This window comes from Euzebyella saccharophila, assembly GCF_014855495.1.
GTDB classification, from domain to species: Bacteria; Bacteroidota; Bacteroidia; order Flavobacteriales; family Flavobacteriaceae; genus Euzebyella; species Euzebyella saccharophila.
Map to the genome: position 1 here is coordinate 116,560 of NZ_JACYFJ010000008.1, position 18,494 is coordinate 135,053.

Consider the following 18,494-nt stretch of genomic DNA (forward strand, 5'->3'; position numbering starts at 1 on the left):
TTAGGATGTCAATTCTGTAAAAAGACTCTCCAGATTTTTGTTTTTACGACTTAACTGGAGGGTCTTTAATTTATTATCATGTGCAAAATCAAAAACTGCAGGGCGTCTGTCTTGAGACGTATTAAAGGTAATTTCATATACAAAACCACCTGTATTCTTCACTTGTATCACATTAGGTAATTGATTGAGAAATGCCTCTTCTACTCGGTAATCAAACTCCACTTCAATAATCTGGTCTTGAGATTCGCGCAATTCTTCCAATTTCTTATCGGCCACCAGAACGCCGTCATTAATGATAAGGACCCGATCGCACACGGCTTCTACCTCTTTCATAATGTGGGTAGATAATAAAATGGTTTTCTCTCGCCCTATTTCTTTTATAAGCTTACGAATCTCAATTAGCTGGTTTGGGTCAAGACCGGTGGTAGGCTCGTCTAAAATCAATACTTCGGGGTCATGTAGTAGCGCTGCAGCAAGTCCCACCCGTTGGCGATAGCCTTTTGATAGCTGACCAATTTTTTTATGAGCCTCGGGAGATAGTCCTGTAAGGTCAATGACTTCCGCTATTCTGTTTTTATCACATTTGTAGACATCGGCATTAAATGTCAAATATTCCTCTACGTACATTTCAAGGTATAAGGGATTGTGTTCCGGTAGATACCCTATGCTTTGTTGCACTTCTTTGGATTGTGTGAGCACATCAAAAGAATTGACCTTTGCTATACCTTCATCGGCCTTATGATAGGTTGTCAATATTTTCATCATGGTAGACTTGCCAGCACCATTGGGGCCTAAAAAACCAACGATTTCCCCTTTTTTAAGGTCGAAAGAAATATCGTTCAGAGCTTTTTGGGTACCAAAAGTTTTGGTGATGTGCTGCACGGAAATGGACATATCGTAATTGAAATTTACTTGATTGAGGAACTATTATTAAAACTGATAACGGCAGAAAAACCATTTTCAAAATCAAAAATAGCCAATAAATAGGGTATTTGCTTGAGTGATTAAAATATTAATCCAAAAAAATAGCTTCCTACAATTTGATTTCTAAATATAATTGTTACTTTAGCCGAAGTTTAAGTGTACAATGTCAAAGCAATATTTTTTTAGCGGTTTTTATTTTTACTTCTTTTTTAAAAGAGGTGCGGGACTGTTATAGAATATTGTAATCAAGATATTATGTGAAAGTCCCGTGAAAAACGGGACTTTTTTTTGTTTAACGCGTATGCATTTTTTAAAGAACTAATGAGTTTAAAGGTTGCCATTCAGGGGATTAAAGGGTCTAACCATCATCAGGTTGCCAAAGAGTATTTTGGGGAAGAAATTGATTTGGTAGAATGTATGTCCTTTGATTTTTTGGTAGACCAGCTTTTGGAAAAGTCGGCCGATGTTGGCGTTATGGCTATTGAGAATTCCATTGCCGGTTCGATTATTCCCAACTATGCTTTGGTCTATCATAATAACCTGCATATCATTGGTGAGCATTACCTGAACATCAATCACAATTTGATGATGCTCAAGGGTCAAAAAATAGAGGATATTGAAGAAGTGCGTTCACACCCTATGGCATTGCTTCAGTGCAAGGAGTTTTTTAGGGATTATCCGAATATAAAACAGGTGGAAGATGTAGATACTGCAGAGACCGCCAAACGAATTCAAGAACAACAATTGAAACATGTAGCGGCCATTGCTCCCCAGGTAGCATCGGAACTGTACGATTTGAACATCGTAGCGCCCAGCATTCAGACCATTAAAAATAATGCGACCCGTTTTATTATTGTAAAGACAAAAAATAAGGAGCTTCCAAAGGAAGAGATTAACAAGGCATCGTTGCGGTTTTTGACCGACCATAAACGCGGCAGTCTCGCTACTGTGCTTAATGTGATGAGTGATTGCAGGTTGAACCTGACCAAAATTCAGTCGTTGCCGGTCATTGAAAAACCTTGGAAGTATTCCTTTTTTGTGGATGTAACTTTTGAGGAATACGGCTATTTTGAAAAAGCCAAATCACTGTTGAACATCATGGCCGAAGACTTTAAAGTATTAGGCGAATACAAAAATACAAGAGTATGATACGCACGGCGAACCGTTTGCATACCGTAGAAGAATATTACTTTTCAAAGAAGTTGAGGGAGGTACGTGGCTTAATGGCACAGGGCAAACCTATTATCAATATGGGCATTGGTAGCCCAGATTTGGCACCTTCCAAAGAAATCATTGAGGCGGTTCAAAATGCCGTTTGGGAAGATGGGGCACATCAATACCAGAGTTACCAAGGTTTGCCCGAACTTAGGGAGGCAATGGCAAGCTTTTACAAGCAACGTTTTCAGGTAACGGTAGAATCGGCAAATGAAATCCTTCCTTTAATGGGCTCAAAAGAAGGGATTATGCACATAAGCATGGCTTTCTTGAATGAAGGGGATGCTGTTTTGGTACCCAACCCGGGTTATCCTACGTATACCTCCGTTACCAAATTGGTGGGGGCAGAAGTAAAGTACTACGGGCTTACCGAAGAAGGAGGATGGTTTCCTGATATTAGGACATTGGAGCGAATGGATCTGTCAAAGGTCAAAATCATGTGGGTAGGATATCCGCACATGCCAACCGGAGCAACGGCCTCGAAGGCACAATATAAAGAGCTGGTCGACTTCGCCAAGAAGAATGATATTTTGATAGTGAATGACAACCCTTATAGTTTTGTTCTAAATGACCACCCTGTAAGTATTATGGAGGTAGAAGGGGCCAAAGAGGTGGCTTTGGAACTCAATTCATTAAGTAAGACCTTTAACATGGCCGGTTGGCGTGTGGGCATGGTGTTGGGTAATACGGAACATATCAATGCCGTTTTGAAGGTGAAAAGCAATATGGACTCCGGAATGTTTTATGGTATTCAAAAAGGTGCCATTGCCGCATTGAACAGTGGACAAGAATGGTTCGATAGTTTAAAGGAAGTGTATACCAAAAGAAGGAATTTAATCTTTCAGTTGGCAGATAAACTGAACTGTACGTATGACACGAATGCGGTGGGCATGTTCGTTTGGGCCAAACTTCCTGCGGATATTGAATCTGCGGAAGAATTTATAGACAAGGTACTGTACGAGAAGGATATTTTTATCACTCCGGGTACCATTTTCGGAAGTAACGGCGAAGGCTACATTCGGTTTTCACTTTGTGTGACCGAAGAAAAAATACAAGAAGCCATCAGTAGGTTTTAAAGAGGAAAAGTATGAACGTTTTTATCATCGGAATAGGATTAATTGGAGGTTCCTTTGCAAGGGATATTAGGAGATTGCGACCTGATACCACCTTTTATGGAATTGATGCCAACGAGTCACACCTAGAAGAAGCTTTAGCGTTGGGCCTGATCGATAAAAAATCCGATTATAGTGAACTTTCGGTGGCGGATATGGTCATCGTATCCATTCCGGTAGATGTATTGGTAGAAGAATTGCCTAAAATTCTCGATGTTGTTAATGATGATTGCGTGGTGTTCGATGGGGGTTCTACCAAAAGTTTGATTTGTAAGGTGTTGGAAGACCATCCTAAAAGAAGAAACTTTTTAGCGGCCCACCCCATTGCGGGAACGGAATTTTCCGGACCTTCGGCGGCCATCGAAAATTTATATGCCGGAAAGACCAATATCATCTGTGAAGTAGAAAAAACGGCTTTTAAATTGCAAGAACGGGCATTAGAGCTGTTTCAAGATATGGGAATGCGCATTCGGTATATGAATCCGCAAGCACATGATAAACACATCGCCTATGTGTCGCATTTGTCACACATCAGCTCCTTTATGTTGGGAAAAACGGTTATTGAGAAGGAGAAAAATGAACGTGATATTTTTGACATGGCGGGGAGTGGTTTTGAGAGTACCGTACGGTTGGCAAAGAGTTCGCCGGCCATGTGGACGCCCATTTTTAAGCACAACAAAGAGAATGTGGTAGAAACCTTGGAAGAGTACATTCAAAACCTGCAAAAGTTCATGCAGCTTATTAAAGACGATGATTATGAAGGTATCTATAGAGAAATGAACGATACCAATAAGATAAAGGAAATTTTAAACGGAATACCCCTTAATAATAGTAAAACAGTAACAAACAAATAAGTCAAACAAGGAAGAAGAAAACAAAACGGTTTTTGTAATCCTTTCTGTCTTTTATCGCAGAAAAATTGAAACAATGGAAAACAAGAAAGAAATGAGAAAATGGTTGGATGATTTAGGGTTAGATCATCCATTGGTCATCGCAGGTCCATGTAGTGCTGAGACCGAGGAGCAGGTGTTGAGAATAGCCCATGACCTAAAAGATACAGACGTGAATTACTACCGCGCCGGTATCTGGAAGCCTCGTACCCGCCCAGGAAACTTTGAAGGGGTAGGTGCTCTTGGCTTAAAATGGTTACAACGCGTAAAAGAAGAAACGGGAATGAAAACCGCAACTGAGGTTGCTAACCGTGCCCACGTAGAATTGGCATTGGAGCACGATGTAGATTTGTTGTGGGTGGGTGCCCGTTCTACGGTTAGCCCGTTCATTATGCAAGAATTGGCAGACGCCTTGGAAGGTACTGATAAGGTGGTTTTGGTGAAAAACCCCGTGAATCCAGATTTGGCCTTATGGTTGGGTGGTATCGAAAGATTGTATACCGCTGGGATCGAGAAATTAGGTGCTATTCATAGAGGTTTCTCTACTTATGAAAAAACGAAGTACAGAAATATTCCAGAGTGGCAAATGGCCATTGAGTTTCAGGATAAATTTCCTGACTTGCCTTTAATCAACGATCCATCTCACATCACCGGTAAGCGTGACATGATTTTTGATGTTTCACAAACGGCCTTGGATCTAAATTTTGACGGATTGATGATCGAAACGCACCATGATCCTGATAATGCTTGGAGTGATGCTGCACAACAGGTGACTCCATCAAAATTGGTGCAGATCATGAAAGACCTTAGAATCAGGAAAGAAAGCGATAGCGAGGCTGAATACAATGCCAAATTGAGCAATTTGCGTGCGCAAATCGATATTCTTGATGGTCAATTGATCGAGACCATGGGTAAGAGAATGAAAGTGTCAGATGGTATAGGTGCCTTGAAGAAGGAGAAAAATGTTGCGGTGCTTCAATCTAACAGATGGAACCAAATTTTAGGTGCTATGATCTTGGAAGGAGAATCACACGGTTTAAGTGAGGAGTTTGTCTTGAAAATGTTCAAGGCTATCCACCAAGAATCTATCAATCACCAAGAAAAAATTATCAATGGATAATTGCTTGGTAAGCATTTTAAAAAAGCCCCGAATTTCGGGGCTTTTTTGTTTTTAAAGAATTTGTTTTAGTCTCTCTTAAAGATGTATCGGGTAATAAAAATACCCTGCCCGTCTTTATCACCGGCATCTGCTTCTACACCGCTGGTGACAAAAACCAGCTCCCAGCCTTCCGAGGCCATAGCCGATAATTTAGAGGAAATAACGGCATCGTTGGCGGCAATGTTCTGAAACCTGATTCCGGCAATATTGTAAAAGTTGAGAAGCTTGGTTTCTTCAAAGTTTTTTACACGAATATCACCTCTTTTTGATTTGTTGCGGGTATTGTCTTCTTCAGTTTGTTCTGAGGTAAACTCCTCAAAATCTTTATCTTCTTGGCCATCGATAATTCGAGAGCGCCCCATTCCGCTGGGTACAATAGATTCTACACTGGTGATTACCTTGTATTCTTGGGCTTGCAATACTGCCAATGTGAAAAATAACATGGGCAGTAAAATTAATTTTTTCATTCATTTTTAAATTTGTTTGTAGTTAAAGACAAAAGAAATAGAAAAAGGTTGCATGGGGGCAAATGCCTCCTTGATAAAGAGGTGCATTTATAAAAGTATTGCTTTTCTTTGTAGCATATAAAAAATAAATGACAGGAACCGTTTATAAATCTACCGGCAGTTGGTACACCGTTAAAAATCAAGAGGGTGATTTTTTTGAATGCCGTATAAAGGGTAAGTTCCGTATTCAAGGTATTAAGAGCACCAACCCTATTGCGGTGGGTGATGTTGTGGAATTTGAAATAGAGCAGCTGGGAGATGATACCGTGGGGGTCATTCACCACATAGAAGACCGTAAGAATTACATCATTCGTAAGTCTGTGAATCTTTCAAAGCAGACCCATATCATCGCGGCGAATTTAGATCAGGTTTTTTTACTGGTTACCTTGAACAACCCGGTAACCTATACCATTTTTATAGATCGGTTTTTGGCTACGGCCGAGGCCTATGAAATTCCTACCATATTACTTTTTAATAAGGTAGATACTTATGAAATAGAAGAACTGGCGGAGATTAAGTTTTTAGCCGAGATGTACCGAAAAATTGGGTATACCTGTATAGGCATATCTGCCAAGACCGGAAAAAACGTCGATAAGGTCAAAGAATTGATGACCAATACCACCAGCATGTTTGCCGGGCATTCCGGAGCTGGTAAATCTACTTTAGTGAATGCTTTGGAGCCTAGTCTCGATTTAAAGACTGCAGAAATATCCGAACAGCATTTACAAGGGCAACACACCACCACTTTTGCAGAGATGTTTGACCTTGATTTTGGAGGACGAATCATTGATACTCCAGGAATTAAAGGTTTCGGAATCGTGGATATGGAAAAAGATGAAATTGGAGACTACTTTCCGGAATTTTTTGCTTTAAAAGGCGAATGTAAATTCAACAATTGTTTGCATTTAGATGAACCCAAATGTGCGGTCAAAGAAGCCTTGGAAAACGATGAGGTTGCTTGGAGCAGGTACCGGAGTTATGTACAAATGGTCACTGGGGAAGAGGAAACCTACCGAACAGATATTCACGATAACAAGAAATAGAAAAAAGTTCAGCAAGGTATGCGGTCGGTAATACAGCGAGTGGCTTGGGCCAGTGTAACGGTAGAGGGGAAAAAAGTATCGGAGATAAAAAATGGCCTTTTGATATTGCTAGGTATAGAAGATGCCGATGGAAAGGAAGACATTGAATGGCTGTCAAGAAAATTGGTAAACCTACGCATTTTTAATGATGATGATGGTGTTATGAACAAGTCATTGTTAGATGTGGACGGAGAGGCCATCGTGGTAAGCCAATTTACCTTACATGCCGCAACAAAGAAAGGCAATCGTCCTTCCTATATAAAAGCTTCTAAACCGGAGGTGGCAATTCCCCTTTACGAAGCTTTCGTGAAACAGTTGGAAAAAGACTTGGGCAAAAAAGTAGGAACAGGTGTTTTTGGAGCCGATATGAAGGTTGAATTGTTAAACGACGGCCCAGTTACTATAACGTTTGATACAAAGAACAAAGAATAAGGCCACCTTGTCGAATATATCTTGCTTTCTGTAAGAAAAATAGGTGATTTGTTGCCGTAAGGTACCAACTCACTTTTTCATGCGCCATCTTATTTTATTTCTATTTCTTTTCTCTTGTCTTCCTGGATTTTCTCAAAGCGATGATTTACAAATTTTTGCTCTAAAAAAGGAACTGACGGATAATGCAAATGCCATTATTCGCTTAGATGAAATGATTGTAGACATTGTTTCTAAAAAGGAAATGGTGTTGAAACGCAAGAAAATAGTTACGGTCCTTAATGAGGCAGGTAACAAGCATGCTGCGGCCTTTGTAGGGTATGATGATGGCAAAAAGGTAAGGAATATTCAAGCTAAAGTTTACAATGCCCTAGGTAATGAACTGGAAAAAATTAAGGAAAAGGATTTTAAGGATGTAAGTGCCGTTGATGGAGGAACGCTATATACGGATTACCGATATATGTATTACCCCTATACGCCTGTGAGCTATCCATATACTATAGAATTGGAATATGAAATAAGCACCAAGAATACAGGAGAACTACCAGCTGCTTGGACCTTTCTAGATGATTTTTTAGTAAGCACTGAACATAGTAAGTTACAGGTCAATTTTGCCAGTCCTGAACTGAAGCCAGAGATTAAGGAACTTCGGCTGGAGAATTTGGATATTGAAAAGGAGGTTACAGCTAACAGCATTCAATATTTGGCCAAAAATATACCCGCGATTAAAAGCGAAAGTCTGTGCCCATCATTTTCAGAGTTAGCGCCACTATTGCGATTAAGACCGGTTAATTTTTACTACGAAGGTTATGATGCTTCCATACAATCTTGGAAAGATTTGGGCATATGGATGTCTTCCAACTTGTTAAAAGGCCGGGATGAATTATCACCAGTAACCATCCGTGAAGTTCAAAATTTGGTCAAAGATGTGGAAGGTACGCTAGAAAAAGCTCAAATAGTATATGAGTATGTTCAGAAAAATACGCGATATATAAGTGTTCAAGTGGGCATTGGCGGCATGCAGCCCATTAGTGCCATAGATGTAGATCGTGTAAAGTATGGAGATTGTAAAGGTTTGAGCAACTATACCATGGCTCTGCTTAAAACCGTAGGGGTAGAAGCCTTTTACGCCCATGTGCAAGCAGGCAATGAGCAAGTAGATTTTGAGGATGATTTTCCAGATTTGGCCCAAGGCAATCACGTAATCTTGGCCATTCCGCATGAGGGGAGCTATTATTGGATTGATTGTACTTCGCAAATCCATCCCTTTGGCTTTATAGGTGATTTTACGGACAATCGTAAGGCTTTTATAATTAAGCCCGATGGCGGTGAAATTGTACGGACCACTTCGTATCTAAACGATCAAAATCAGCAGCTTACAAAGGGGGATTACACTCTTCAGCTTGATGGTAGTATGAATGGAAAAGTGTCCATTATTACCAAAGGAATCCAGTATGATTCCCATTTCGATCTATCAGAAAAAACAGAGGAGCACATAGAAAAACATTACAAGGATTTTTGGGATAATATCAATAATCTCCATATCAATTCCTATGATTTTAAGAATGATAAAAAGGAAGTTGCTTTTAGGGAAGATGTTTCCATAAGTGCCACCAACTACGCATCAAAAAGTGGAGACCGCTTATTGTTTGCCGCTAATGCTTTCAATAAAAATAAATATGTTCCTGGCAGGTACCGCAATAGAAAGTTACCCTTTGAAATACAAAGGGGATTCTATGATGAAGATCAAACGGTGATTAATATTCCGCAGGGTTATGGTATAGAGTCCATTCCTGAGACAATGACATTGGAAAGTACATTCGGAACTTATTTTCTTGAAATAAAGGAAGAAAACGGACAAATAGTTCTTGAGCGAAAATTGTTGGTAAAGGCAGGAGAATACAGTGCAACGGAATATGGGGCGTTTCGTGACTTTATGAAGAATATTTCAAAATATGACAACTCCAAAGTTGTTCTAAAACCTATCCTATGATATTAAAAAAAATGCTCTTAGTGGTAACACTTCTCGCTTGTTTTCAAATTTGGGCACAAGAGGTAGAATTTGGGAACGTAAGCAAGGAAGAATTAAAGGAAATATCCTATGCCGCAGATCCGGATGCCAGTGCCGCAGTTACTTTTAGAAAGCAGGAAACTTATCTGTTGTCCAGTAATGGAATTTTACGATTGATTACAGAGGTACACGAGCGTATTAAAATTTATAACAAAGATGGTTTTGAGTATGCCACGGAGAAGGTCAATCTCTTTAAGGCTGGCTCTGATAAGGAAGAGGTTAGAAAGATAAAGGCCAGCACCTACAATTTAGAAAATGATAAGGTGGTGGAATATTCTTTGGAAAAGGACCAGATATTTGATACGGAAATGAGTTTCAATTATGACCAGGTAAAGTTTACCATGCCCAATGTGAAAGAGGGCTCCGTTATTGAGTTTACTTATTCCATCAGTTCTCCTTTTGTTTGGAATATTGATGAGTTCAGATTTCAAAGAGATATACCTGTAAAACATTTAATTGCGGAATTAAGGACGCCCAAAGGTTTTAACTTTAGGCAGACGCAGAAAGGATTTATAATCCTGAACTCAAAGAAAATGACGAAGCAGGACCATCGTTTGGGAATGGAAGTTGTCATAACCAGCTATGACCTTAAGAACATCCCCGCCATGAAGGCCGAAAATTATGTGGATAATATAGATAACTATAGGTCAGGAGCCATGTTTGAATTGGTTTCCATAGATATTCCTGGAACTCCCTACAGAAGCTATGCCCAAACTTGGCAAGATGTTGCTAAAACTATTGGGAGTTCTAGTGATTACAAGAATGATTTGGACAAGACCAGGTCATTTAAAGAAGAATTGAAAACTGTTTTAGGAGGAAAAACGGACCAACTGCAAATTGCTAAAGACCTTTTTAAATATGTAAAAGATGAGACTGAATGGAACGGGTTGGATGGAAAGTCTTTTCAAAATGGAATTAAAAAGACGCTAAAAGAGAAAAAAGGAAATGCAGCAGACATAAATTTGTTGTTGGTGGCCATGATGAGAGATGCTGGAATACGGGCCAATCCGGTCATTTTAAGCACCAAGGATAACAGTATGCCCTTCTTTCCTACCGTAGACCGGCTAAATTTTGTTATTGCCCACGCCTTTATTGATGGGAAGAACTACTATATGGATGCAACGGAGGAATTTAGCGATATCAACCTTTTGCCCGTTAGGGATTACAATTGGGGCGGGCTTCTAGTAGATAATCATAATAAGGTGTGGAAGCATATTACCGCTATTAAGCCAAAAAAAGCCAATAGTATCTATGCTTTGGATATTTCTTTAGATACTGAAGGGTATGCAGAAGGTAGCTTTAGATCTAGATTAAGTGATCATTCGGCATACAGATTTAGGGAAAATTTTAAGAACAGGGATTTGGATGAATACCTAAACGAAATGGAACAAAGGTATTTGGGGATAGAAATTTCCGATTACGAAGCAGGAAATACGGATACCTATGAAGGAATGGTTACTGAAAAGTTCGTGTACGAAACGGAAAATGGTGCAGATGTAATAGGAGATAAATTGTATGTGCACCCGCTGGCTTTTTTACGTATGCAGGAAAACCCTTTTAAATTGGAAAAACGGGAGTACCCTATAGACTTTGGTTTTCCATTTAGGGACAGATACATGGTAAATATTAAATTGCCTCAGGGCTATCTAGTGGAATCTATGCCGGAAAATGTGTTGGTACATCTTCCCAATGAACTGGGCAGTTATAAGTACGTGGTCAAAAAAAATGCGGCAGGCATACAATTATCGGTTACCTTTGATTTGAATAGTGCCATAATTTCGGCTACTAATTACGCAGAGTTAAAGGAATATTACAATCAAATAATTATTAAGGGATCGGAGCAAGTTGTTCTGGCCAAAGCTAGTAATGAGCATAACCAAAGCACAGCAGGAAGTAGATAATTGGATCAAGAATCACGGGGTTCGCTATTTTAACGAGCTTACAAATATGGCTCAACTTACGGAGGAAGTTGGAGAAGTAGCTCGAATCATTGCCCGCAGGTACGGCGAACAAAGTGAAAAGGAGTCGGATAAGAACAAGGATTTAGGGGAAGAATTGGCAGATGTACTTTTTGTGACCCTTTGTTTGGCGAACCAGACCGGTGTGGATTTACAGGATGCATTTGACCGTAAATTGGAGCTTAAGACCAAGCGTGATCATGACCGTCATCATAACAACGAAAAGTTGAAATAGTCGTATATTTGCGGCTTAAATTTACCTAATGAACATTCGCTGGTTTTGAACGTAAAACGGATCAATGCTTCCGTGGATGACTCAGGACTTTTGAAGATGACAACCGACTAAAGACAACACCCTTTTGAAACTACACTTAACCGCTCCAGCAAATACCCTTTTAGAAGAAAACATTCAGATAACAGGATCAAAAAGCGAGACCAATCGTTCCCTGTTGCTACAAGCTTTATTTCCTAATTTGAGAATTGAAAACATCTCTAATTCAGATGATGCCCAGGTCATGCAAAAGGGTTTGAAAATAACCGATGGAGTGGTAGACATTCACCATGCAGGTACGGCCATGCGGTTTTTAACCAGCTATTTTGCCAGTCAAGAAGGGAAGAATGTGACATTAACGGGTTCACAACGTATGACGGAAAGACCAATCAAGGTGTTGGTAGATGCTCTTAAAGATTTAGGTGCTGAAATTTCCTATGAAAAGAATCAGGGCTATCCTCCCATAAATATCAAGGGTAAAAAATTAACTGTAAACCAGGTAAGTCTTCCGGCAAATATCAGTAGCCAATATATTTCTAGCTTGTTGCTAACGGCACCAAGTTTGGAAAATGGCCTGGAATTGGAATTAGTGGGGAAAATAACTTCCGTCCCTTATATAAAAATGACCTTGGCCCTCCTTTCCCAAATAGGGCTGGAGAATTCCTTTGAAGGGCAAATTATTAAGGTGGCTCCAAAAAAAGTCGTAGATGACATCACCTTAATAGTGGAGTCTGATTGGAGTTCCGCGTCTTATTTTTATAGCATCATTGCTCTGGCGGATGTAGGTTCGAGTATTACCCTTTCGGCCTATAAACAAGATAGTCTGCAAGGAGATAGTGTGCTCGCTAAAATCTATACACAATTGGGAGTGGAAACTGTTTTTGGTAGCAATACCGTGGAATTAAAGAAAATTAAGGAAGCTGAAATAGATTCCCTGAACGTTGATTTGGCAGATGCCCCGGATATTGCCCAGACCATTTCCGTCACCTGCTTCGGATTGGGAATAGGTTGTCATTTAACGGGCCTTCATACGTTAAAAATTAAGGAAACCGATCGGTTGGAAGCATTGAATACAGAGCTTTCAAAATTGGGAGCTCCCATTTCAGTAACCGATAGAGACTTGACACTCTTCCCTAGCGAAAATATAAATAGCGGAGTATCTATAGATACGTATAATGATCACCGTATGGCGATGGCTTTTGCTCCTCTTGCCCTTAAAACGGACTTGTTTATTAATGATGCGGAGGTGGTTTCTAAGTCTTATCCTGATTTTTGGATGGATTTAAAACAGCTGCAAATTGGAGTGGATGAGGTAGGTTGATGGCCAATGGTTGATGGTTGGTCGTTACTCGTTGATTGGTTAAAAATTGATTGATAATAAATTTGTCTTATGTCCTACGTCTTTAGTCCCGTTTCATAATTTCTCTAACTCCTAACTCAACACCTATCACTCCAATCGAAGCTGAAATAATCTCTCAAAACAGCCATTAAGAAACGGTTTCCAAAAAAAGAAAGTGATTAGTTTTTTGGTAGATGAATAATTTTAAAGATGAAAAAACACGGATACCAAGTAAAAATAGAGTGGACGGGCAATGAAGGACAGGGAACTCTAAATTATCGCTCCTACAATAGAAATCACCATATAATTGCCGAAGGAAAATATGATGTCATCAATGGTTCATCGGACCCTTCCTTTATGGGAGATCCAACCAGATATAATCCAGAAGAACTTTTTCTATCTTCACTTTCGGCCTGCCACATGTTATGGTATCTGCACTTATGTTCTGTCAATAAAATAGTGGTTACGCAATATTTGGACCATGCAACCGGCGTAATGGAAGAGGAGGAAAATGGAAGCGGTAGATTTGCCAAAGTAACCCTGCATCCCCATGTTATAATTTCCGATGCAAATAGGATTCTAAGAGCAAAAGAACTACACCATGAAGCCAATAAGATGTGTTTTATAGCCAATTCATGCAATTTTCAAATTGCTCACGAGCCTGTTATTGAGTCAGAAACTTGACTTTTAGATTAGAAAAAAGTAACTGTCTTTTTTCACTCAATTTGAAGACTGATAGGGATAGCATAAACGCGTAAGTCTAGGTTTTAACTATCTTAGTGAAAATTCGCCTATTTAGATCGTGCCACAGAGGCGAAGGTACAGAGCTAAAATTAGCCAATGACATTAGAAGAAAGAATAGCGAAAGCGGAAACAAGGGTTTTTAAGGCCGTATTTCCGAATACTACAAATCATTATCATACCATGTTCGGGGGCACCGCCATGCAGATGATGGACGAGATTGCCTTTATTACGGCAACCCGCTTTACGAGACAAACAGTTGTTACGGTTAGTAGTGAAAAGATTGATTTTGAAAAACCCATTCCGGCAGGAACCATTGTGGAACTCATCGGGAAAGTAATCCATTTAGGGAATAAAAGTCTAAAGGTAAGTGTTGAGATTTTTATTGAACAGATGTATTCTGAACATCGAGAGAAAGCCATTTATGGAGAATTTACTTTGGTGGCTATTGATGAAAACAAGAAACCGGTAAGTATTAGAAAATAAGGCTCAGTCGGTTTTATGTTACTTAAAATTGCTATACCATATTGGATGAAACATTTTTGAAATGGATAAGAAAAAGACCAAATGGATACTAAGAACAGTTTTATTCCTAGGTACGGCCATCTCCCTGTTCTTTGTGCCTTGGTTGTTGGTAAAAGCTTGGATCCTACCGCTGCCAGATACGGTGCAAGAGCAATTGGATGAAGCCGTTTCCCATGGTTTTGAAGGGATGGTGGTCTACATTGACCAAGCAGGAAAACCTGCTCAGTTTTATGCATCTGGTTGGCATAATCGGGAGAAGAAGATTCCGGCCAAACCACAAGCGCTATTTAAGATTGCTAGCATTAGCAAACTTTATGATGCAGTCGCAGTGACTAAATTGGTCAATGAAGGAAGGCTATCGTTGGATAAAACCCTTGCTGATTATTTACCTGAACTTGAAGGAAGAATTGAGTATGCCGATAAAATTACCTTGCGATTAATGATACAGCACCGAAGTGGCATTCCCAATTTTACCGATGCTCCAAATTTTTGGGCAGCACCCGTTGGCTATCAGGAAAGTTTGGACCTAATTCTGGATCAACCAGCCAATTTTGAACCGGGGAAAGACTACGAATACTGCAATACCAATTATTTGTTGCTCAATAAGATTATGGATAATAAGTTGGGATACCCTAATTTTCAATTTATACAAAAGGAGGTTTTAAAACCGTTGAAACTTGAAAATACTTTTGGTTCTCTTAGCGAAGTTGATTTGGAGAGAGTAATGAGCGGCTACCATGTGGGGCACCCAGATGATTTAAAAGCGGACGATTATGGCATGCTCGCCACAGCGGAAGATGTGGGTGTTTTTGTCCGAGCTTTAAATGATGGCTCCCTTTTTAAGCCGGGAGAACAGGAAATATACGCTACTGTTTATGAATATGAACACTCGGGTTGGGTGCCAGGATATCAAAGTTTTGCCAAGTATCATAAAGATTTGGATGCGGTAGTAGTCGCCTTTTACAGCACTACAGACCCCAAACTGTACAATTGGAACCTTTCCGAAATAATAAATAGCAGGATTGTAAAAATTTTGGAGAAGGGAGGATATACTTCATTTCAGAAGAAAATTTAGATTTAATATGACGCAGCGGATTTGGAACTTCCTTCGGTAAAATTGAAGTTGTTTAGATATTTAGACCCCACTACCGATTCGGTATTGTTTATTAATTTGTCGGTTAAATAATTTTAATTTGAAACATACTGTTATCCTTTTTTTTATCTTGCTACTATTAGCTTCCTGTCAGCAAACAAAGAAATCACCTGCTGAAAAGGTCACTCAATATTACAAGGGTTTTGATCGAGGTGATTTTTCCAAAATTCGAGAGGTAATGTACGATACACTTATCATCGTTTCCGGAGATTTTGTAACACCCTATTCGCATGAAAGTTTTAACGAGTTTTTTAAATGGGATTCCATTTTCCGGTCCACCTATAAAATTCAGGGTTTAAAACAGGAAAATGAGAAGGTCTTGGTCACCATCCGCTCGGAATCCCTCAAGTACAAATTTTTAGAAAACAATCCCTTGACCACAAACTTTGCTATAAGCTTTACTAACGGTAAAATCTCAAAAATTGAAGATTTAGGAAGTGATACGGCCAATTGGGCCTTATGGCAATCAAAACGGGATACTTTGGTCAACTATATCAAAAAATACCGCCCGGAGCTAGATGGTTTTATAAATGACATGAGTATGAAAGGCGCACAAAACTACCTAAAAGCTATTGCGCACTATCAAAATCAAAATCGTCCGGATTAAATTGCTTCCTCCTGCGTAGTTTTCTCAATTTTAAATAAACCTCAATATAATCAGTCATTTACTTGACAACCCCTATTTTCAGATTGTATATTTGCAGCCGCAAAACTTTTAACACAAATCTTGATCCATAAATTCATTTCCTAAAAATCCACACCTTCAAGGTAGATTTTTAGGCTTCTTTATTTTTGGGTCATCACATTAATAACCAGATATGAAATTATCCAACTTCAATTTTGAGCTTCCAGACAATTTGTTGGCCGAGTATCCTGCAGAAAACAGGGATGAGTCCAAATTAATGGTCATCCACCGTGAAACAGGTAAAATTGAGCATAAAATGTTCAAGGACTTGATCGATTATTTTGATGAGGGAGACGTAATGGTTTTGAACAATACCAAGGTATTTCCAGCACGTTTATACGGTAATAAGGAAAAAACAGGTGCCCGTATTGAAGTTTTTCTTTTAAGGGAATTGAATGAGGAGCAGCGCCTTTGGGACGTATTGGTAGATCCTGCACGTAAGATCAGAATTGGAAACAAATTGTATTTTGGTGATGATGAGACCCTAGTGGCAGAGGTTATAGACAATACCACTTCTAGAGGTAGAACCCTCCGTTTTTTATATGATGGTTCCTACCTTGATTTTAGAAGGAAATTGCGTGATTTGGGGCAAACCCCTCTTCCTAAATACATCAAAAGAGATGTAGAGCCAGAAGATGAGGAGCGTTACCAGACCATTTATGCCAAGTATGAAGGGGCTGTAGCTGCACCTACCGCCGGACTTCACTTTTCCAAGCATCTTCTAAAGCGTTTGGAGATAAAAGGTCTGGACTTTGCCGAAGTTACCTTACATGTTGGTTTGGGAACTTTTAACCCTGTGGAGGTGGAAGATTTGAGCAAGCACAAGATGGATAGCGAGGAGTTGGTGATCGATGATAAAGCCGTACAGACGGTAAATAAAGCTAAAGCAGAGAAAAGAAAGGTGTGCGCGGTAGGTACTACTGTAATGAGAGGATTGGAGAGTGCCGTTTCTTCAGAGCAAACCTTAAATACGTTCGAAGGATGGACCAATAAATTTATTTTTCCTCCCTATGACTTTAGCATTGCTAACTGTATGATTACCAATTTCCACTTGCCTAAGTCTACCTTGTTGATGATGGTTTCGGCATTTATTGGTCATGACCTTATGAAAAAGGCATACAAAGAGGCTATTTTGGAACAATATAAATTTTATTCTTACGGGGATGCCATGTTGATCCTCTAATAAATAAGAACTAGGTTATCCGTAAGGAAAGCCCAAAAATCCCTTCTTTAGAAAATTGATATTTAAAGAAGGGATTTTTATATATTACAATCTGTGGAAACAAAGAAGAAAGACATACGGGCGTTGACAAAGGAACAACTAAGGGATTTTTTTGTATCCCAAGGTGATAAGGCCTTTAGAGGTAACCAAGTATATGAATGGCTCTGGCAAAAGTCTGCGCATTCTTTTGAGGGTATGACCAATATTTCCAAGACTACCCGCGAAATGTTGGAGAATAACTTTGTAATCAACCATATTAAGGTAGATCAGATGCAGCGAAGCAATGACGGTACCATTAAAAATGCGGTTCGCTTGCATGATGATTTGGTGGTGGAGTCTGTTTTAATACCTACAAAAACCCGTAGCACGGCCTGTGTTTCCAGTCAGGTTGGCTGTAGTTTGGATTGTCGCTTTTGTGCCACAGCTAGGCTAAAAAGGATGAGAAACCTGAACCCGGACGAGATTTACGATCAGGTAGTGGCCATTGATAACGAAAGTCGTTTGTATTTCGACAGGCCCCTTAGTAACATTGTCTTTATGGGTATGGGCGAGCCTCTCATGAATTACAATAATGTGCTAAAGGCCATAGATATGATTACTTCTTCGGAAGGGTTAGGAATGTCCCCCAGAAGAATTACGGTTTCCACCTCGGGCGTGCCCAAAATGATTAAAAAAATGGCGGACGATGAGGTGAAATTTAAATTAGCGGTTTCCCTACATTCTGCGATTGATGAAACCCGTACCTCTATCATGCCGTTTAACGCAACCTTTTCCCTTAAGGATTTACGGGAGGCCTTGGAATATTGGTATGCCAAGACCAAGAGCCGTATTACCTATGAGTATGTGGTGTGGAAAGGTATCAATGATACCCAAAAAGATGCGGATGCTTTGGTAGATTTCTGTCGTTTTGCCCCTAGTAAGGTTAATCTTATTGAGTACAATCCCATTGATGACGGTGAATTTCAGCAAGCGAACGACCAAGCATTAAACCTTTACATAAACACTTTGGAACGTAACGGTATAACTGTAACTGTAAGGCGCTCAAGAGGTAAGGATATTGATGCTGCCTGCGGACAGTTGGCAAATAAACAGTAGGGCTTTCCTATTTTACATTTTCTATTTTATGGGCCGAAGCCTTCCACTAAATAGAGGACAGTTGCGAGTTATTTTCGCTAAATTTACGGCTCCCAAATATAAGGGAGTTTAAACCGA

18 protein-coding genes are annotated in these 18,494 nt (G+C 39.6%); 16 read left to right on the forward strand and 2 right to left on the reverse strand.

Annotated features, from left to right (window positions below):
* Positions 1-894, reverse strand: a complete 894-nt coding sequence (gene gldA, locus IL355_RS18010; RefSeq protein ID WP_192463482.1) for a gliding motility-associated ABC transporter ATP-binding subunit GldA — start codon at positions 892-894, stop codon at positions 1-3.
* A 351-nt stretch (positions 895-1,245) separates the two neighbouring features.
* Here gldA and IL355_RS18015 point away from each other — a divergent pair, with 351 nt between their 5' ends.
* From IL355_RS18015 to IL355_RS18030, 4 genes are all read left to right on the forward strand, one after another.
* On the forward strand, positions 1,246-2,073 hold the full coding sequence (locus tag IL355_RS18015; RefSeq protein WP_192463483.1) for a prephenate dehydratase: 828 nt from the start codon (positions 1,246-1,248) through the stop codon (positions 2,071-2,073).
* Entirely contained in the window at positions 2,070-3,215 is a 1,146-nt protein-coding gene (locus tag IL355_RS18020; RefSeq protein ID WP_192463484.1) for a pyridoxal phosphate-dependent aminotransferase, read from the forward strand. The genes IL355_RS18015 and IL355_RS18020 overlap by 4 nt, the downstream gene beginning before the upstream one ends.
* An 11-nt stretch (positions 3,216-3,226) precedes the next feature.
* Positions 3,227-4,105: a prephenate dehydrogenase gene (locus tag IL355_RS18025; protein ID WP_192463485.1), complete on the forward strand. Its 879-nt coding sequence runs from the start codon at positions 3,227-3,229 to the stop codon at positions 4,103-4,105.
* 73 nt (positions 4,106-4,178) lie between these two features.
* Positions 4,179-5,261 carry a bifunctional 3-deoxy-7-phosphoheptulonate synthase/chorismate mutase type II gene (locus IL355_RS18030; RefSeq protein ID WP_192463486.1) on the forward strand — a complete coding sequence of 361 codons (1,083 nt, stop codon included), beginning with the start codon at positions 4,179-4,181 and terminating at the stop codon, positions 5,259-5,261.
* Between the two features lie 65 nt (positions 5,262-5,326).
* Here IL355_RS18030 and IL355_RS18035 read toward each other — a convergent pair whose 3' ends face one another.
* Complete coding sequence (locus IL355_RS18035; protein WP_192463487.1) at positions 5,327-5,767, reverse strand: hypothetical protein; 441 nt, start codon at positions 5,765-5,767, stop codon at positions 5,327-5,329.
* A 128-nt stretch (positions 5,768-5,895) separates the two neighbouring features.
* On the opposite strand from IL355_RS18035, the gene rsgA reads away from it, so the two are divergent.
* The 12 genes from rsgA (at position 5,896) to rlmN (ending at position 18,377) form a co-directional block, all read left to right on the forward strand.
* A complete protein-coding gene (gene rsgA / locus IL355_RS18040; protein WP_192463488.1) occupies positions 5,896-6,849 on the forward strand; it encodes a ribosome small subunit-dependent GTPase A in 954 nt (317 codons plus the stop codon).
* A gap of 18 nt (positions 6,850-6,867) precedes the next feature.
* Positions 6,868-7,320 carry a D-aminoacyl-tRNA deacylase gene (gene dtd, locus IL355_RS18045; RefSeq protein ID WP_192463489.1) on the forward strand — a complete coding sequence of 151 codons (453 nt, stop codon included), beginning with the start codon at positions 6,868-6,870 and terminating at the stop codon, positions 7,318-7,320.
* 79 nt (positions 7,321-7,399) lie between these two features.
* The gene (locus IL355_RS18050; RefSeq protein WP_192463490.1) at positions 7,400-9,310 is read left to right on the forward strand and encodes a DUF3857 domain-containing protein; all 1,911 of its coding nucleotides are present in this window, start codon (positions 7,400-7,402) and stop codon (positions 9,308-9,310) included.
* On the forward strand, positions 9,307-11,289 hold the full coding sequence (locus IL355_RS18055; protein ID WP_192463491.1) for a DUF3857 domain-containing protein: 1,983 nt from the start codon (positions 9,307-9,309) through the stop codon (positions 11,287-11,289). The genes IL355_RS18050 and IL355_RS18055 overlap by 4 nt, the downstream gene beginning before the upstream one ends.
* Complete coding sequence (locus IL355_RS18060; protein ID WP_192463492.1) at positions 11,255-11,581, forward strand: nucleotide pyrophosphohydrolase; 327 nt, start codon at positions 11,255-11,257, stop codon at positions 11,579-11,581. Before IL355_RS18055 ends, IL355_RS18060 begins: the two co-directional genes overlap by 35 nt.
* Before the next feature lie 124 nt (positions 11,582-11,705).
* The gene (locus tag IL355_RS18065; RefSeq protein ID WP_192463493.1) at positions 11,706-12,938 is read left to right on the forward strand and encodes a 3-phosphoshikimate 1-carboxyvinyltransferase; all 1,233 of its coding nucleotides are present in this window, start codon (positions 11,706-11,708) and stop codon (positions 12,936-12,938) included.
* 228 nt (positions 12,939-13,166) lie between these two features.
* Complete coding sequence (locus tag IL355_RS18070; protein ID WP_192463494.1) at positions 13,167-13,640, forward strand: OsmC family protein; 474 nt, start codon at positions 13,167-13,169, stop codon at positions 13,638-13,640.
* A gap of 156 nt (positions 13,641-13,796) precedes the next feature.
* On the forward strand, positions 13,797-14,183 hold the full coding sequence (locus IL355_RS18075) for an acyl-CoA thioesterase (RefSeq protein ID WP_192463495.1): 387 nt from the start codon (positions 13,797-13,799) through the stop codon (positions 14,181-14,183).
* Between the two features lie 61 nt (positions 14,184-14,244).
* Positions 14,245-15,297: a serine hydrolase domain-containing protein gene (locus tag IL355_RS18080; protein WP_192463496.1), complete on the forward strand. Its 1,053-nt coding sequence runs from the start codon at positions 14,245-14,247 to the stop codon at positions 15,295-15,297.
* A gap of 118 nt (positions 15,298-15,415) precedes the next feature.
* Positions 15,416-15,982: a hypothetical protein gene (locus tag IL355_RS18085; RefSeq protein WP_192463497.1), complete on the forward strand. Its 567-nt coding sequence runs from the start codon at positions 15,416-15,418 to the stop codon at positions 15,980-15,982.
* 211 nt (positions 15,983-16,193) lie between these two features.
* On the forward strand, positions 16,194-17,243 hold the full coding sequence (queA, locus tag IL355_RS18090; RefSeq protein ID WP_192463498.1) for a tRNA preQ1(34) S-adenosylmethionine ribosyltransferase-isomerase QueA: 1,050 nt from the start codon (positions 16,194-16,196) through the stop codon (positions 17,241-17,243).
* 93 nt (positions 17,244-17,336) lie between these two features.
* Positions 17,337-18,377, forward strand: a complete 1,041-nt coding sequence (rlmN, locus tag IL355_RS18095) for a 23S rRNA (adenine(2503)-C(2))-methyltransferase RlmN (RefSeq protein WP_192463499.1) — start codon at positions 17,337-17,339, stop codon at positions 18,375-18,377.
* The last annotated feature ends 117 nt before the right edge of the window (positions 18,378-18,494 follow it).

Bases quoted from the DNA above. Each gene is read 5' to 3' on its own strand.
- IL355_RS18075 (WP_192463495.1), top strand. From the start codon at position 13,797: ATGACATTAGAAGAAAGAATAGCGAAAGCGGAAACAAGGGTTTTTAAG.
- IL355_RS18055 (WP_192463491.1), top strand. From the start codon at position 9,307: ATGATATTAAAAAAAATGCTCTTAGTGGTAACACTTCTCGCTTGTTTT.
- IL355_RS18030 (WP_192463486.1), top strand. From the start codon at position 4,179: ATGGAAAACAAGAAAGAAATGAGAAAATGGTTGGATGATTTAGGGTTA.
- IL355_RS18035 (WP_192463487.1), bottom strand. From the start codon at position 5,767: ATGAAAAAATTAATTTTACTGCCCATGTTATTTTTCACATTGGCAGTA.
- IL355_RS18080 (WP_192463496.1), top strand. From the start codon at position 14,245: ATGGATAAGAAAAAGACCAAATGGATACTAAGAACAGTTTTATTCCTA.
- IL355_RS18050 (WP_192463490.1), top strand. From the start codon at position 7,400: ATGCGCCATCTTATTTTATTTCTATTTCTTTTCTCTTGTCTTCCTGGA.
- IL355_RS18060 (WP_192463492.1), top strand. From the start codon at position 11,255: ATGAGCATAACCAAAGCACAGCAGGAAGTAGATAATTGGATCAAGAAT.
- IL355_RS18020 (WP_192463484.1), top strand. From the start codon at position 2,070: ATGATACGCACGGCGAACCGTTTGCATACCGTAGAAGAATATTACTTT.
- IL355_RS18070 (WP_192463494.1), top strand. From the start codon at position 13,167: ATGAAAAAACACGGATACCAAGTAAAAATAGAGTGGACGGGCAATGAA.
- gldA (WP_192463482.1), bottom strand. From the start codon at position 894: ATGTCCATTTCCGTGCAGCACATCACCAAAACTTTTGGTACCCAAAAA.
- IL355_RS18025 (WP_192463485.1), top strand. From the start codon at position 3,227: ATGAACGTTTTTATCATCGGAATAGGATTAATTGGAGGTTCCTTTGCA.
- dtd (WP_192463489.1), top strand. From the start codon at position 6,868: ATGCGGTCGGTAATACAGCGAGTGGCTTGGGCCAGTGTAACGGTAGAG.
- rsgA (WP_192463488.1), top strand. From the start codon at position 5,896: ATGACAGGAACCGTTTATAAATCTACCGGCAGTTGGTACACCGTTAAA.
- IL355_RS18015 (WP_192463483.1), top strand. From the start codon at position 1,246: ATGAGTTTAAAGGTTGCCATTCAGGGGATTAAAGGGTCTAACCATCAT.
- queA (WP_192463498.1), top strand. From the start codon at position 16,194: ATGAAATTATCCAACTTCAATTTTGAGCTTCCAGACAATTTGTTGGCC.